This is a genomic window from Alloscardovia venturai (assembly GCF_042676605.1).
Lineage (GTDB): Bacteria > Actinomycetota > Actinomycetes > Actinomycetales > Bifidobacteriaceae > Alloscardovia > Alloscardovia venturai.
On the sequence record NZ_JBHTHQ010000016.1, the window covers coordinates 32,548 to 50,164 of the forward strand.

Genomic DNA, 17,617 nt, shown 5'->3' on the forward strand with positions numbered 1-17,617 from the left:
CTAGATATCCACACATATCCTATCTGCACATACACATAGGAGATTAAGCAGATAACTTTTGACTCTACAGAGCTTCGTTATACTGCTGCACACGAAATGTACGCTTCGTGCCGTCAAGGTTCTCATTGACCATGCGGCGCAAAGCTGCTGGTGCATCAGAGTGAGATGTCATCCACTTCTCGCCTACTTCAACGAGTTTTGCAGTATCTGCGTAGCTTGGGTAGAGACCAGAACCGCGAGAAGTACCCTGCAAAAGAGCCTCCGCCATGTGGAAAGTCTTATGCTCCCAGACCCAATCAATGACTTCGCCGTACTTGTCAACGTATTCCTCATAGAGAGCTGGATTAGTATTCATAGAGAAACCACCAGCGATGTTTTCAAGCTGAGAATTAGTAAGCTCATCATTGTGAAGCGCTTGATCCCAAGCCCACGCCTTAGCTTCAGGGGTCGGAATGGCAGCCTTAGCCATCACTGCGAACTGACGATTCTCCGTAGTGTCCTTGCGCGCGAGTTCAGCGTCAATATCAGCTGCAGTAAGAATGCCTGCTGCAGCCTGTGCGATGATGATGTTCCACTTGAAATTGTTATCAAGTTCGAGACCTTCAAACTTCAGTGAACCGTCGAAGAGTGCGGCTGCACGTTCCTTGAACTGTGAGTCAGAGCCGTTATCAAGGTATGCATTAACGAGCTGGAACTGCTGGTCGGAGCCTGGTTTTGCAGTCTGAGCAAGCTTGAAGAGACCCTCTGCTACTTCCACCTTCAATGCGTCACGTTGAGCTGCTGGTACATAATGACCAAGAGCCACCACCATCTTTGCAAGTGCATAGCGGAATGTCGTGGACTGGTTCATCGTAGCGAGCGCGTTGAGAGTAGTACGCACGAAATCTACTGCTGGAAGCTGTGCATCGCGAGTCATATCCCACAAGCTCAGCCATACCACGGCACGAGTGAGTTCATTCGTAAACTTGTCAAGGTTATTCTTTGCAAATTCGAGAGATTTATCATCGAAACGAAGCTTAGTATATGTCAAATCGTCTTCATTTACCATGATGAATGCAGGACGCTTCTTACCCTTGACAGCTTCAACAACTGTGCGCTTACCAGTGACGTCGAGGTCAAAGCGCTCAGTCATCTCGACGGTTCCTTCAGAGGTTTCCTCATAGAAAGCCACTGCCAAGCGATGGTCACGGAGTACTGGATACTCATTAGAAGCAGTCTGCACAAGAGCCATCTCTTCGATAGTTCCATCTGCTTCGGTCTTGACCTCAGCCGTAATGGTGTTAATCCCAGCATTCTCAAGCCACTGCTTGGACCAGTTCTTCAAATCACGACCAGAGGTCTTTTCAAGCTCTTCGAGGAGGTCTGCAAGTGTCGCATTGGAGTACTTGTGCTTCTCGAGATAGTTATGAATGCCTGCGAAGAACTCCTTACGCCCCACGTATGCTACGAGCTGCTTTAAGACAGAGCCACCCTTTGCGTATGTAATGCCATCAAAGTTGACTTCAGTATCATGCAAATCATTGATAGGAGCCACAATAGGGTGAGTCGTAGGAAGCTCATCCTGAGCCTGCCCCCAGCTCTTCTCTCCAGAAGCATAAGTAGCCCACGCATCTTTCCACTGCGTAGTTTCAGCAGTTGCGAGAGTAGATGTGAACTCTGCGAAGGACTCGTTGAGCCACAAATCGTTCCACCACTTCATGGTGACCAAATCACCGAACCACATGTGCGCAAGCTCATGAAGCACAGTGACATCACGACGTTCGTTCAACGCATCGGTCACCTTGGACTCAAATACATAAGAGTCACGGATGGTGACGGTACCGATGTTCTCCATCGCACCTGCATTGTATTCAGGAACGAAGAGCTGATCGTACTTTGCATATGGATACTCGACTCCCCACGTTTCGTTATAGAAGTCCATACCGCGCTTGGTAACGTCGAAGAGGTACTCAGCATCTTTAGCCATGCCATCTTTGAGTGCTTGACGGCAGTAGATACCCATAGGGACCACTCGACCGCTTGCCAAGGTATGAGTCGTGTGCCAGCTCGCATAAGGCCCCGCAACGAATGCTGTCAAATAAGAAGACATCTTTGGGGTGGTTGGGAATGTCCAGCGCTTGGAGCCGCCTTCCAAGTCCTCAGTCTTGTCTGATGGCATGATAGAGATAACTTCCCACTCAGCAGGCGCATCGACAGTAAAGTCAAAAGTAGCTTTCAAATCTGGCTGATCAAACACAGCGTAGACACGGCGTGCATCCGGTACTTCAAACTGAGTGTAGAGATATACATTGCCGTCAGTAGGGTCAATGCTGCGATGCATACCCTCACCCGTATGAGAGTACTGCACGAGAGCATCTACAGTGATGATATTGTGCTCCTTGAGTCCGCTGAGCTCAATGCGGTTATCTCTATAAGTAGTCGCTGGGTCAAGTTTTTCACCGTTGAATTCAATAGAATTTACAGTGTTGGCAATTAAATCGATAAAGGTCGACTTCCCTGCTACCGCATCAAACTCGATAGTGGTCACAGAACGGAAATCTGTATCTCCCATAGTGACATCGAGGTGCGCAGCGTACTTAAGGTTAGAAATAATACTTGCGCGCTCTTCAGCTTCTACGCGGGTAAGATTTGCTCCTGGCATTTTTCTCTTTCTTTTGTCATGGAATGCAGGCAAGAGTTGTTCCTTCCTGCCTACATTCCTCTTTAATTTTTAACTTTGAGTTCTCTACTCAATTTGAAAACTACTTGTCTTTGTGAACGTCCTTAGCCACATCAGCGACGACTGGAACAATCATCGGACGGCGGCGGTTAAACTTGCGAGCTATCCATCCACCCAACGTACGACGCATGATTTGCTGCAACTGATAGGTATCATGAGTACCACGCATCATCGCATCCGTAAGTGTCTCTACTATACGAGAACGAACTTCCACAAAGTCTGCCTCATCTTCCGCGACCGCATTAAGATAGATTTTTGGACCAGTGACGACTTCATTTGCCTCAGTATCAACGACAACGAAGGATGATACGAAACCTTCCTCAGACAAGATACGACGCTTCTCGAGCTCTTCCTCGCCAATTTCGCCTACAGACTTGCCGTCGACATATACGTAGCCGCATGGTACGGATCCTACGACTGCTGCATGGCCCTTGTACAAATCCACAACGTCACCATCTTCAGCAAGTACGACATTATTAGGGTCTACGCCGGTCTTTACAGCGATAAGACCATTCGCGACCAAATGACGATGTTCGCCGTGAATTGGCATAGCTGCCTTAGGCTGAACAATGTTGTAGAAGTAGAGCAATTCACCTTCATCACAGTGTCCAGATACATGGATGGCAGCATTATCTTTGTTTACGACGCGGGCGCCCTTGCGGATGAGCTTGTTGATGACCTTGTAGACGCCATGTTCATTGCCTGGGATGAGAGAACTTGCCAAAATGACAGTATCAAACTCCCCTACCGTGATGTCTGGATGATTGTCATCAGCGATACGTCCCAAAGCAGCCATTGGCTCCCCCTGAGAACCTGTGCACATATACACGATCTTGTCGTCTTGGATATCGTGCGCCTGCTTCAAATCAATAACGGTATCTTCCGGCAAATGCAAGTACCCTAAGTCAGCAGCAATACCCATATTGCGCACCATAGAACGCCCTACGAAAACGACCTTGCGCCCATGCTTATGTGCGGCATCGACGACCTGCTGTACGCGATGCACATGAGACGAGAAGGATGCAACGACAATCTTGCGAGTTGCCTCGCCAAATACGCGGTCAAGGGCTGGCCCAATGGTCGTTTCAGGCTTTACAAAGCCAGGAACTTCTGCGTTAGTCGAGTCCGACATAAGTAAATCGACGCCTTGCTCACCAAGGCGTGCAAACTGACGCAAATCAGTGATGCGATGGTCGAGTGGAAGCTGGTCGAGCTTCATATCCCCAGTGTCGATGATATGTCCTGCCGGAGTCTTCACAGACACAGCGAGAGCATCAGGGATAGAGTGAGTCACCGTGATGAACTCGAGGTTAAACGCTCCAAGCTTCATCTTGTCACGGCCTTGAACTGGCTTCAAGACTGGACTGATGCGATGCTCCTTGCACTTAGCTTCTACAAGTGCAAGCGTGAGCTTTGAACCAATGAGCGGAATGTCCTTGCGCAACTTGAGCAAGTACGGTACACCGCCGATATGATCCTCATGGCCATGAGTCAAGACTAAGCCTTCAACTTTGTCAAGACGATCCTTGATGTAGTTGAAATCGGGCAAAATCAAATCAACACCCGGCTGCTCTTCTTCAGGGAAGAGCACACCACAGTCAATGAGGAGAATGTGACCGTTGTACTCTACAACGTTCATATTGCGACCAATTTCGCCAAGCCCGCCGAGAGGAACGATGCGCATCGAACCTTTGCGGTACTTTGGTGGAGCGATGAGTGGCTTACCGTCAGAAGTAGTGTTTGGGTTCGCTTGCGCATTTACCGCGCGAATCGGTCCCTGATTTCGAGTGTTACGACGCGAAACACCACCACGCGTAGACGTACGAGATGTACGTGCCGCCGTACTAGTACTGCGACGTGCACGTGGTGAGCTAGTCTTTGCACTAGCACTTTTTGCGCGCGTTCTGCGCGTTCCATGAGTGGAAGGCATATCCAACCTTTCGTTTGTGAACTTCGGTCCCTTGACCGAAGATTTCAAGCCTTATCCACTACCGAAAAACTACTTAACTTTAAGAACCCCAGCTGCACGCATACCCTCACGTGCCTTGTCAAGCTGCTCTGCGTGTGGGCCGACATTCGGCAAACGCATGGTGGTGTCTTCTATATATCCTTGCACTTTACACGCAGCCTTTGCCATCACTGCTTGAAATCCATCTCCGTTCAAAGCGCCCACGAGCGGAGACAACTGCACGGCGATACGCTGAGCTTCACTAACATTTCCTTCATCAAACGCATCAGTCATGTCACGCAGCGGTCCCGAAGCAACGTGCGCAATGACAGAAATGATGCCTACTGCTCCAATAGAGAGGAATGGCAGATACACGCCATCATCTCCGGAGTACCACGCAAGTCCTGTTTCTAACTTCTTTACCACCGCTGCCGCTAAATCGCCTGTAGCATCTTTGACTGCCTTCACCTGAGACAGCCCTGCAAGACGTACATACGTATCCGTAGAAATGCGTACTCCTGTACGCCCAGGCACGTCATAAATAATCACAGGAACGTCAGAAGAATCATTGACAGCCTTATAGTGCTGGAAAATTCCTTCTTGGGATGGACGGGAATAGTAAGGAGCGACAATGAGTAACGCATCAGCACCAGCTTCCTGAATATGCTCCGCCATGCGTACAGAATGCGCAGTATCATTTGAACCCGCACCGGTTATAACTGGTACATCCACTACTTCCTTCACAGCACGCACAAGGTCAATTTTTTCTTCCAAATGCGTCGTAGGAGACTCACCAGTAGTGCCGTTAAGTAGGATGCCATCTGCACCATCTGCCACGAGGTGCTTCGCCAATACCTGAGCAGCCTCATAGTTTACGGTTCCATCCGCCTTCATCGGAGTGACCATTGCTGGAATTACTCGACCGAAAGGCGCATTTTCAAGCAGATGCATCTCGGTAGTCATAGTGTAAAAATACCTTTCGAGTAGGACTTATAAATCCATATATGTATCAAGGCCAACTGTAAGTCCGGGTGTCTTGCCTGCGTGCCGGATTGCAAGCAGTACGCCCGGCATAAAGGATGTGCGATCAAAAGAATCGGCACGAATGATGAGCTGCTCACCTGCATTTCCCATGAGAATTTCTTCATGAGCATTAAGACCTCGCAGGCGTACCGCATGCACATGGATGCCTTCTACGACTTGTCCACGAGAGCCCGCGTCAGTTTGCGTATTGTCAGGTATAGCCGGCATGCCAGCAGCGCGCCTAGCTGTAGCAAGTTTTTGTGCCGTGTGAATGGCCGTGCCACTTGGAGCATCGACCTTATCAGGGTGATGCATCTCGATAATCTCCGCAGACTCGAAGTACCGAGCTGCTTGGGCTGCAAAATGCTCAGCAAGAACGGTAGAAAGAGCAAAGTTTGGTGCTATGAAGACACTGACATCAGGATGGGACGTCAAAGCCTGCCTGACCGTTTCTAGCTTTTCTTCATTCCAACCAGTAGTGCCTACGACGACATTGACATCATGACGAATGAGTGCCAAAACGTTATCAAGGCTTGCGCTAGGAACGGAAAACTCTACGACAACATCAGTATTCTCGCGCGAAACCTGATTAAGATCATCTCCAGCATCAAGAGTTAATGCAAGTTCCATATCAGATGCAGAGTTAACCGCAGCTACGACATGAGAACCCATACGTCCTTGTGCACCTACTACAGAAACACGAATCATGGCGTTATCTTCATTCCTTCTCGATAATCGATAATTACTGACACTCTATGTGTAAGTTTACCTATTTTATGCCTTGCTGCATTTTCTTGTTCGCAGCGCGAACCTGCATATAGCCCACGAGGAAAATAGGGAATGCTATCGCTGCGCTCAGCCATAAGAAATGAAGTGTAGTCAAAGCTCCAACATGATCCAAGAAAATTCCTGCTACAGCTGAACCCAGTGAGGACCCTATCGTACCTCCCGTAGAAATCCAGCTAAGACCTTCGGTGAGCTTATGCTGCGGCGCAGTTTGACGCATGACAAGGTTTGCTGTCGCATACGTCGGCGACACAAACAATCCTGCAAATACCCCAAAGAAAGCTGCAAGAGGAAGCCACTGAACACTCAACCCTATAGCGACGATACCTGTCGCAAGTGCTACCATGAAGCCCATCATGCGCATCCACGAATTATGAGTATGCTTGCGCGAGCCAAAGATAAGCGCGCCGATGAGAGAGCCTAATGCAATGGTCGCCAGCATAAAGCCCGTAATATGTGCAAGCCCTCTGCCCTTCAAGATAGCGGTCATGATGACATCGAATGCAGAGAAAGTGGAATTAAATGCCAAAATCCCCAACGGCAGCATGAGCATGCCTGGATAGAGCAGAATATTTCGATCTTTAATACGATTTTGTGCACGTTTTGTGGAAGCGGACGTTAGAGAAGTGTCATCAACTGTAATTTCATGCACCGTCACTACTGCAGGTGGCGTAGCAGATTTAAGATTATAGAAAATCATAGCGCCCACAAAGTTAATTCCACCAAAAAGTATGAAAGGGATAATTGTCGTCACAGGCGGATGAGCAGTGGAAATAGTAGCTGCTGCAATCGGTCCTAGGATGAAAATTATTTCATCAATTGCAGATTCAAGAGCATACGCCGTATTGAGATAATCGTCAGGCTTATCGCGCAATGCCCATGCCCAACGAGTACGCACGACCGCTCCTACTGAATACATGCATAAGCCCGTAATGACAGCGAGCGCGAAAAGTACTGGTAGAGGCGCACGCATGTATGCCGCCGCCGCAAAAGTGAGAAGAGCAGCAAACTGAATCGGCGCAGTAATCAAGCCCACCTTCCGTTGGCCGTACTTGTCAAAAAGTCTTGCATAAACGGGCGTGACGAAGGCTGCCGCAAGAACGTACACCGCACTCATCAAGCCTGCAGAAGTCCACTCATTGTAGAGATTGTTCAAGCACAGAATCATGCTGAGCCCGATAGTAGACATGGTGGCGCGTGTCATAGCGCCAGTGATGGAAAATGCTAACGTGCCTGGCACTTGAAATATTTTTCTATACACGCCTACTCTTCACTCCTACTCTGCGGCCTTCGCCAGCTCTATATCCTCATAGAACCTTGGGTTTGTATTTCTTGCATATGCACCTTAACAACCCCATGTGAGTCTACTCAGTGGACCAACAATTTTTCTCCCGATTTCCGTAAGCTTTCCGTAATTTTTCTGTATTTCTGCAGCTTTTCTATAGCTTTCCTACATAAATAAATTTATCTACAAGAGCTCCACTCGGACCGGTGACACGATGCTGCTGTGCTGCACACTCAAGTCTACGATGGTCATAAAAACTGTAGTCACATTCCGTATCCGTATAAAGATAGTACTGATGTGCGCCTGATTGACGCATAGAATCTTCAGCACAACTCAGAAGTTTCTTCCCAACGCCTTTACCACGAGATAGCGGTGACATCATAAACAATCTCAACTCTGCCCCACACATAGTAGCGACTGGAGCCGCAAGCTCACCCGTTCTGCGAGAGTCCGCTACAAAGTGCTCATAGAATTGAGCAAATTTATCGTCTATACGAACGCGTTGGCGCACACTTTCTAACTCCATCTGGACATAGCGAGCCAACGACATACCTTTGCTCCAATCGGAGTCATTTCTCCACAGTGCTGCTCCGAGGACCTGTCCATCAGTATCACTGACAGCAAGTACCGCATGTGTGGACGTCGCTAGATAATGTGCTACATCTAATCGCGCCATAGCCTCCATGCGGTCTAGCTCATCGGCTGAGGTATCAGGCTTTATATCTGTGCTATACCATGTATCAAACATGATGACAGCAAGTGCATCAAAATCGCCACTCTCGTAGGGACGTAAATGTATATGCTTAGTCGTCACGATTTTCAAGCTTTCCTTCGGATTTGCTTACCCCGCGTAAAATATCCTCAATCTGCTCCTGAGTTTTGTATGCAGCCGGGATAAGCCTATCTTCTTCCTTGTTCTCACTGACATAGTAGAGTGCCGCATCTACTTGGTCGACGTCGACTCCCTTTAGTGTAGCGAGAATTTCACGATACATGTCAACTTGGAGTAACTTCTCGCGCTTTTCCGCTTCGTCTTGCGGCTTATGCCCGGTCTTCCAATCAATGACGGTATACAAAATCTCTCTTCCCTCGTCATGAGCATGCCGAGAAATTGGAGAGTCCTTAAGCTGCTGACCCTCGAATACGGCATCAATCACGCCAACTACTGTGCGGTCTGTATCTTCGGGAACGTAAGCAAAAGGAACCTCAGTACCGTCACATTCACTCGGGTCAAACTGAGAAGAAAGTAGTCTCACTTTCCACGCGTGCATGCGTTCTTCATACTCGCCGTGAGTCGTCTCATTCTCGACCTCGGAGCGAATCATTTCCTTTGACTGTCGGAATTCTTGAGAATCAAGGACAGCAGCGTTATCGGGCTTAAAGTACCGCTGTGCAAACGCATGAAAGGCAGTCCCCATATGTGCTACACTCAGCTGCCCACCCGCATCATAATTAACGATATTTGGTACAGGTCGCATAATTGCACGAGCACGCTGAAGCTGTGACGTGTGGTCTGCCCGAGAGGTGTGAGAAGTGCTTGACGCATTAGCAGCTTCTCTTTGGATGGTCGTCACCGATGCATTGCGCTGACGCATAACCTGCTGTGCTGCTTCGATAAGTTTTTGCTCCTCATCGGACACCGTATGCACTGAATTTGTCCCGTCTGCTCTAGGATTTGTCGTAGCGTGAACTGCGGCACTGTCTACGGTCATAGTCACACTACTGCTATCGCTATGCGTGTACCCGAGTGTAGACATCGCTTCATAGACCCGCTGAGCAGCGTGACGAAGCTCACCTAACTTCTCAGACTCGTCAAAGTCATCGGAATTGTTAGGCTCCCAGTTATCCGTGCTCAATACGCGAGCTGAAGCATCCAGCACATCCCCAATTCTCGAGTCGATACGCCGCGGATGCTCATAATGTACAGCATTGTCGACTTGCACAGCATCTCGCGCAGCGTCAAGTGCACCTCCCACCGTTGCTGCAGCATATTCAAATGCATCATGCCCCACAAAAATGCCAATAGGCTTATCGATGAATTCACTGTCTTCGAACTGCTCGTCGATATCTATAACATTGTCATGCCCGTACTCCTCCGCAACTTCGCCACTATGCAGGTATTCCTGCACTTCGGCAAGGAAGATAGAGCATTTATCGAACTGCGGAAGAACAGTTAGACTTTGGTCTTGATCGTGAGCGGATGTATACCCTACTGGCGAGAAATTATCCATCAGCGATGTAGCTTTGACCGCACCAGTCATGAGAACGTCGCGCTTCGCACGAGTGACAGTGACATATGCGAGACGGCGCTCCTCCTCTAGTACTGATTGTCCGCTCTCTTCTCTCAAACTCATCGTCGTCGAGAGCGCGTCACGCTGCGGTAAGTGGAGCTGCCCATGCACTCGTGCCTCAAGAGAGAGTGCATCAGGCAGAAGCTCATCAAATTGATTTTCGTCCGCAAAACGCGGAACTGCGTCCGCATCTGCACGCACTGGAGCTGGCACTGCGGTGGGATCAGTAAGCCACGTTGAAGCGTAAGCCACGTACTGACCACTCGGCATCGGTTCGTCATCGTACACTGCATCAAAGCTCAGATTGCTTCCCTGATTTGACGGAAATGTAGCTTCATTCATCTCTGGGATGATGACGCTATCCCACTCCAGTCCCTTGGAATGATGAATCGTGCAGATTGTGACATCAGCCTGAGCAGAGCCAACAATTGTAGGATCATCCGACGCATTACTATCTGCTGACTGTACCCATGATAGGAACCCAGACAGGGTTGGACGCTGACTTTCGGAAAGCTCCTGTGCGTATGTCTGCGAAAGTTCAACGAGCGAGTCAACGCTGGAAACTGGCAACGCTTCGCCTGTCAGACCTTTCTCTCGTGTAATCGCGTATGCAACAGCTACGTCGATGTCCACACCGAGCGCATCGCCTGCTGCACGAATTACTGTTTCTAGGCCTTGAGAGCTAACGGAATTAACCATAGTGAGAGCTCTCGCAAAATCTTCAATACGCCGCACGCTCAAATCGCTACCGTGGTAATACTGCTTGACTATGCTGTCACGAATTTTTCGAGGAGCGATGAGCACATCAACTAGCGAAGTGACAGGAGGAACTGACCACGATCCTCGATCAGGCTTGCCTACACCGACGCTATCAAGCAATTCTCTCTGTAATTGAACGTTGTACATCGAGACGGCATCAGCAAATTCGCGCAAGTCTGCAGCTGGAATGTCAAAACGCGTACTGGCAAGTACACTCAGCGCTGCAGCTGTCTGTGAATGGTCAGCTACTGCCGCAAGGAGATTGATAATATCGTGAGCATCTGGACGGTCGAGTACAGACTGTACGCCGTCAACCTGTACGCTCAACCCTGCCTCGTTGAACGCTTGCGCAAATTCACCCATGTGTGTTTTAGAGCGCAAGAGAACCGCCACAAACGGACCTGACTTTGCTGCTTCGCCCTGCTTGATGAGTTCGTCGTTGTGCTTTTTACTTTTTTCTACAGCTTTTTTCGCGTAGCGCACTACGCCGTCGATCTCTTGCTTGCGCGATGCATATGCGAGTGCTGCAATTGAACCCTGACTAGCATCATCTCGTGCAGAAAGCTTCGGGACTCGCACTTCATGAAGAGTGATAGTTCCCTTACGGCCGTATGCATCACGATGCCCCTCTCGTAACGGCTGAGTAAGTTTATTTGCCACATCGAGCACAATACGAGGATTGCGCATTGAGACGCTCAACGACAATGGTTTTGACACTCCGACATGATGCAAAAATGACACGAACGCCCCCGGTGCCGCACCACGCCATGCGTAAATTGCTTGATAAGGGTCACCCACGGCAGTCAAAGCCGACGAACGTAAAGATATTTCATGGCGCGAAGATACTTCGTAAGATGTAGGCACTTCGAGATGCAAAGACGCCCCATGAGGAGCAAAAATTTCAGCGATAAGACTTGCTTGCGCGGTGGAAGAATCCTGATATTCGTCCAAAAAGACATGAGAGAAACACGAACGATACTGCTCTCCAATCCACGGGAATCGCTGCACAAGTTGCATCGCTGCGATAGTGAAATCGGAAAACTGTGCCATATGCTGCTCACGTTTACGCTGTGCAAGCAGTTTGACATATGTGAGATAAACTGAGCGCAGACGCGTATTCTCACGAATTTCGACGAGGATACCAGCGAGATAGTCCTTCCCTTTCTCGTTCATCCACTTATCAAAGCCCTTGACAGTCTTCGACGTCGTCATCTTTATCTTCACGCCGAAATCAGGAAGGTTCTTGAGTTCAGCAAACTCATGGTCGACGATTTTATCAAGATGAGTGATGAAGGCGCTATCCCACTTTTCTATACGCGCAATCGCCTCGTCTACACTCGTACATGTTTTATCAATCATGCACGAGCTTATAGCTTCAGAAAGCGTCACGACATTACGCACAAAAGTAGTGTAAGAACCCATATCATCCAAGTCGCTAGACTCCTGCTCACCCATAGCATTCACAACGTCGCGCATATGGTCACGAATGACTTCATCAGCCAATTGATACGCGCCAGCCGTACTGAGCGGAACAGTGTTAGGATCCATCCCAACGAGAAGACCATACTGGCGTACGATACTCTGGAAAAACGCATCGTAGGTATACACTTCGGGTTTCATGAATGCCATGTCAGCGTGGTCATCGCTCATGTAATAGGAAGAATCAGCATCTTCCTCGTGTCCGCGTGTCCGCATGCGAGCACGATTGCCATTGACTGCGGCAGCTACACGTGTGAGCAGCTCGTTCGCCGCCGCTTTTGTAAAGGTCAATCCCAATATTTTCTGCGGCTCTACACCATTTTTGATAAGTTCGATAATGCGCGCAGTCATGGTAAAAGTCTTACCCGAGCCAGCACCAGCGACGATGAGCATCGTGCTACTTTTTTCAGCGTTGAGGATGCTTGTTTGCTCAGGAGTCGGTTTAAACTCAGCCATTTTACAACCACTCCTCCATCACGGAATTATTTTCATCAGCACACACAGGGCACACGTCCTTGTACTGGCAGAAAGCTCTTTTATGAGGGTCATGTACGTCGCGTACTTCGATAGTTTCTGACTTAAGGCATGCCGCCGCATAGAATACTCGCGCGATGAGAGTAAGCACATACAAAGTACGATCCTCATCGGCATACATCAATTCAGAACTAATACGATTCCGCGCAGCTTCGCTCACGCCATTGTCATCACTGAGAATTTTCTCATCGTAATGGATAATGCCACCCCATACAGCCGAGTTGACCTTAGCATAGCTACGTCCAGCACTCGACGTAGCGATATGACCATTTTCAAAAAGTGCAGGTTGATACTTCGCAAATCCTTCGCCTCGGCTCATTGCTGGTACATTTTCGTGCTTGACATCAAAGAGCGCACACATATCTATGAGAGGCGCATTGGCGAAGATAGCAGACCGCTCAGCATCATTGTGGCACACATTTTCCCCAAAAGTCAGTCCGAGCTGGTAGCACACAAGTTGTAAATCATTAGCCTGACCGCTCAAGTTATGTGCTTTATTTCCTGTCTTGAAGTCCACGACATAGGTCGCTGAACCGTGCTTCTCCACGCGATCGATGAAACCGTGCACATGCACTACCGTGTCGTAATCGTAGCCTTCTGGCATTCCTCCTACGAGCATGGTCATAAGTTGACTGAATTCGTGAGGATTAAGACTTACTCGTTCATCAATCGCATTGTACGCAAAGCGGATATCCTCCATCGTAAAGCGTGCATCGAACTCTTTCTCTATTTCGCTTCCTGACAGCGGGAGATATGGCGGATGGAATTTATCATTACTCGCAAGCGCTGGGTTATGCGCCATGATGTAGTAATGCGCGATATTCGTCAAGATATCTTGTGCCACAGCATCATTACGACGCTGACGGATGTACTCACTCGTTTGTACATCGAGGTCCTGTGTGGGCTTAATTTCATCGTAGCGCGCCTTCATCTGTCGGGCGACGTCATCGATAACGACTGCATCACTTCCTAGCTGTGCTAAAGTTTCATGATAAAACTCCGTGCTATCGAAGTGCATTTCTTCGCTCGCCCACTGGGCTACAGCATGAATTACTGTACCGAACGATGTAGCAGCAGTACCCGCCCGCGGTCCTGAAAGTTTCTGGTCAAGTCGGTAGCAAATTGGACAGCCCCATATTTGCTCTACATTTGACGGAGAAAGTCTCACTTCTTGCACTTGACTATATATACTGTCATTCTCGGCATCGTTACGCTCTTGAGAAGCCTCAGTAGCGCGATGTACAAAGTTCCACTTTTTCGGGTCAGCACTCTGCACTCCACGACTTCGCAGATAGTCGAGAGCGCTAAGTGCGTCACGTCCCCTATCTGTCAGCTCTCCTCGTATCATGTCTTGCACGATGCTTACACGTGCTTGTCTCACGACGTCGCCAACGCTCGCCAGTGCAGGAGTGCCGAGTTCATCCTCAAGCGACTGAGAATTGAGACTTACCACGGGTACTGAAGTAAAGTCTGCATCCTCCATTTTGCTCACACGCGGGAAAATTTCGAAAGCATACTCATAGAGGAAATCCGACGGAGATGTATCTTGGTCCCACACAGCGCTCATATGTAGTTTGCAGCTTGCACGAGTAAGAGCAACAAGGAAGCTCCGCTTCTCTGCGTGGAGCACGTCGAGGACGCGTGAGTGTGTGTCATGCATTATAGCGCCATACATCATCACATCTGCCAGATCATCTGTGCCAAACATCGTGTTGCGCACAGCTAGGTTCGGCCACGTCCCCTGCTGCAAGCCTGACATCCACACGACATCCCACGTGCGCGCTACTGCCGACGCCGGAGTCATCACGGTGACAGCTTCATTGTGAGGCGCAAGTTGGGCAAGAGAATCAGCAGAAATTTCAAGAGTCATCACATGCTCAATAAACTGCAGCATGCTCATATGCGCATTTTTCTGATTAGCATAGTCAAATAGTCGCATCGCATTATCGAGCCATTCGTTATAGCGTAAACGCTCGGCAAAATCACTAAAATCAAGTGCTTTCGCCTGCCAGCTTCGCGCCACACCAGATGCGGCCCACACGTTCCACAGCATGGTAAGAATCTCAGCAGAGTCAGCCGCGCCTGCTGCCTCTTCTGACTGCTCTCTCGTCTGTGACTTCGACTGCCCAGTCTGAGACTGAGTAGTCTGAGGCTTAGCACACGCATCGCGCATAGTGAGGAGCTTTTCGATAGATTTCTTGTCAGCATCATACTCGCCACGCATCGCGCTCATCACACGCATAATGATTTCAGATACTTCTCTATCAGCACGTAAGAGAAGCACAGTAAGAGCCGAACCAGTGAGAGGATAGTCGCTGGTTGATACGTTAAAATGTGCACATACACGATTCCACCCTTCTACAATCGTGCCAAAACTGTGCGGAGCACTCCCAGTGTCATCTGGATGTTTTGCGAAATCCGTTTGTCGCTCCTGATGTGTACGCTCTGCACGCTGTGTCTGACCGCTCTGCCATGCATTGATAATCGTCGCAATGGCATTGAGCGCAGTATCGACATGATGAGGAGTAAGTGATGGATGCCCTTCGTCATCAAGTACAAATGGGCTTGTTGCGAATTGGCGTAAGAGACGGTGCGTATCGGCAAGTAATTCATCACAAGACTCGTATGCCTGCCACGGCTTGAGCGCAAGCTGGATAGGCGCGAAGAGTCCTAAGGCGACAGGATCTTCACTCAAAGGTTTGGTGACCGCAGAATATCTTACTGGTACTCCCATGTCCTGTAAGTGTGAGCCATACAATCGTGCTGTGGAATTGTCGTGCACGATGATTGCCATATCATTCCAAGATCGCTGATTCAGCGAGCGTTCACACATGAGCGAATTTATGACAAAAGTCTCTTCCTCACGAGCAGAATGGAAGATATGCCCGCTCAGCGAATCATCTTTACCCGCACTTTCCTGCTCCCCTATAAGCGCGCTAAGCATTTCACCACTACGCGCAGACTTATCAAAGTCTGGGAATTTTTGTGCACGCTGTGGCAGCGGAATATCTGTCTCAAGCGCAGACGGAATATTGAGAGCTACACGCGATGCTACAACATCTTTGTAACGCATATCGTCTAGTTTGTAGCAACTCTTCAAGTCGATACGGATAGCACCCAACTGAGCAAAATTTTCTGGAAGGAAACCTAAGGTTTCATGCTCATTCTGACTAGAATCCTGTGATACCTTATGCCATATAAACTCAGGAAACGCTCCACGAAATCCCAAAACTGACTCGTCAGGATTCCCAATTAGGACAATGCGAGTCCCAGCTTTATGAAGTTCGGTAAGTAAAAACGCGCCAGCGAGAGTTAACTCGTGAGCATCATCGACTACGACGACATCAGGAGCGCAAATCCCTAACTTATAGGCTTCACCGCGCGCAAAGGTCATAGCAGCCTCATGCAGAAGTCTCGACGAGTCAAGCATGAGCTGAGCTTCTCCGTCCTCTCCCCTCACCTTCCCGCTCTCAAACTGCTTGATGATCTCTTGGGCATATTCCTTTCGCAGCGCAAAGCTCAACCTAAATTGCAGCTGAGTAAACTCACGCGCATACTGCTGGGCAGGGTCACTATTCGTGCGCATCACAGCTGTGAGGATTTGCTCCTGCTTCGTATGTGAAGCACCTAGCTCATTCATACGAGCGAGCATGTCACGCAACTGCTGGAGAAATACAGGAGTAATGTTTGCTTCAAAAAGAGACAGCGTATCAGAAGGCGAGGCGTCTCTACTTGCCGAAGAACCCACAAAGTATGAACGCAGAAGCATACATGTATCACACAACTCCCCAACACGAACATGCTGTGTATGTCTGTCAAAGATAGCGCGCAACGCTGCCATCTGCTCTGCACCGTTGATGAGTTTCGGGGAAGGATTCTTTAAAAGAAACTGCCTTTCCTCAAGAATACGGAATGCGAGAGCGCTTAAAGTGGTCGCCATACGCCGCTGAGCAGAAACCTTAAGACGACGTAAAATCTGACGATTAGCCTCATCAGCAATCGTTCGATTTGTCACTGCAAGAATGACGTTGTCAGAACCAAATGTGCGTGCAGCCTCAACGATTACATCAAGCGCGAGTGTACTCTTCCCGCTGCGCGGCGCACCTGTGACGAGGAATGATGGAGCTTCCTTCTTACCATGACTGCCCTGCTCATCATGATTATCTTGATTTTCTCGCCGTTCAAGCTCATCAATTGGCTCAGTAAAGCTTGCAACAATAGCTTCTTTCGCATGCGAAACTGAAATCTTCGCCATCGTTACTGTCCTGCCTTTTCCTTCACAATATCCTTGGATGCATATCTCAATCCAGCATTTGCCTCTAAGAGAACCACCGCACTCGCAACGTTGCCATCATGACTCAGTGAAGTGTGCAGCGTCACGCTTTGTCCTAAACTTTCCGTTAATCTCTGCATAACGTCACTGCTGAGAAAAATACTAGGACGCCGCACAGAATCACTTAAAATTTCAATAGCGTTCCATGGAAATGCTTCCATGCTATACGGCATATGAGTTTGCGGAACAAGAGCATGCGACCACGCCTTCAAGAAGGCTTCCTTGCCTGCCCAACGCACCGCAAGATGGCGAGCATAATCTTCAAGCGAAACGCCACTATGTGCTCTGCACTGCGCCTTCTCACGTGAGCTAAAAAGATTTTCGAAACGACTCCCCGGAAGATTCAATTGCTGCTGAAAATCCGATATGCTCACGACGTCGTGCCCCATACCCGCAATGCATGAGAGCCTACCCAATCCAGTGCTTAACTCATCCTCAGACATACATTCAATTTAGCAGG

The 17,617-nt window shown here is 49.0% G+C and carries 9 protein-coding genes; all 9 read right to left on the reverse strand.

The genetic code is table 11. From position 1 onward, the window contains the following. Positions 1–64: 64 nt before the first annotated feature. Positions 65–2,641, reverse strand: a complete 2,577-nt coding sequence (gene pepN, locus ACFQY8_RS03260; RefSeq protein ID WP_377938478.1) for an aminopeptidase N — start codon at positions 2,639–2,641, stop codon at positions 65–67. 100 nt (positions 2,642–2,741) lie between these two features. Further along, entirely contained in the window at positions 2,742–4,649 is a 1,908-nt protein-coding gene (locus ACFQY8_RS03265; RefSeq protein ID WP_377938479.1) for a ribonuclease J, read from the reverse strand. Positions 4,650–4,718: 69 nt separating this feature from the next. Further along, positions 4,719–5,630 carry a 4-hydroxy-tetrahydrodipicolinate synthase gene (gene dapA / locus ACFQY8_RS03270; RefSeq protein ID WP_377938480.1) on the reverse strand — a complete coding sequence of 304 codons (912 nt, stop codon included), beginning with the start codon at positions 5,628–5,630 and terminating at the stop codon, positions 4,719–4,721. Positions 5,631–5,657: 27 nt separating this feature from the next. Next, entirely contained in the window at positions 5,658–6,398 is a 741-nt protein-coding gene (gene dapB / locus ACFQY8_RS03275) for a 4-hydroxy-tetrahydrodipicolinate reductase (RefSeq protein WP_377938481.1), read from the reverse strand. A gap of 61 nt (positions 6,399–6,459) precedes the next feature. Beyond that, positions 6,460–7,716 carry an MFS transporter gene (locus ACFQY8_RS03280; RefSeq protein WP_377938482.1) on the reverse strand — a complete coding sequence of 419 codons (1,257 nt, stop codon included), beginning with the start codon at positions 7,714–7,716 and terminating at the stop codon, positions 6,460–6,462. A 199-nt stretch (positions 7,717–7,915) separates the two neighbouring features. Beyond that, positions 7,916–8,575, reverse strand: coding sequence for a GNAT family N-acetyltransferase (locus tag ACFQY8_RS03285; protein WP_377938483.1), 660 nt, complete (start codon positions 8,573–8,575; stop codon positions 7,916–7,918). Beyond that, the gene (locus tag ACFQY8_RS03290) at positions 8,565–12,746 is read right to left on the reverse strand and encodes a UvrD-helicase domain-containing protein (protein ID WP_377938484.1); all 4,182 of its coding nucleotides are present in this window, start codon (positions 12,744–12,746) and stop codon (positions 8,565–8,567) included. The genes ACFQY8_RS03285 and ACFQY8_RS03290 overlap by 11 nt, the downstream gene beginning before the upstream one ends. Position 12,747: 1 nt before the next feature. Continuing rightward, positions 12,748–17,079 carry a PD-(D/E)XK nuclease family protein gene (locus ACFQY8_RS03295; RefSeq protein ID WP_377938485.1) on the reverse strand — a complete coding sequence of 1,444 codons (4,332 nt, stop codon included), beginning with the start codon at positions 17,077–17,079 and terminating at the stop codon, positions 12,748–12,750. Between the two features lie 2 nt (positions 17,080–17,081). Further along, positions 17,082–17,600, reverse strand: a complete 519-nt coding sequence (locus tag ACFQY8_RS03300; protein ID WP_377938486.1) for a holo-ACP synthase — start codon at positions 17,598–17,600, stop codon at positions 17,082–17,084. Between the last annotated feature and the right edge of the window lie 17 nt (positions 17,601–17,617).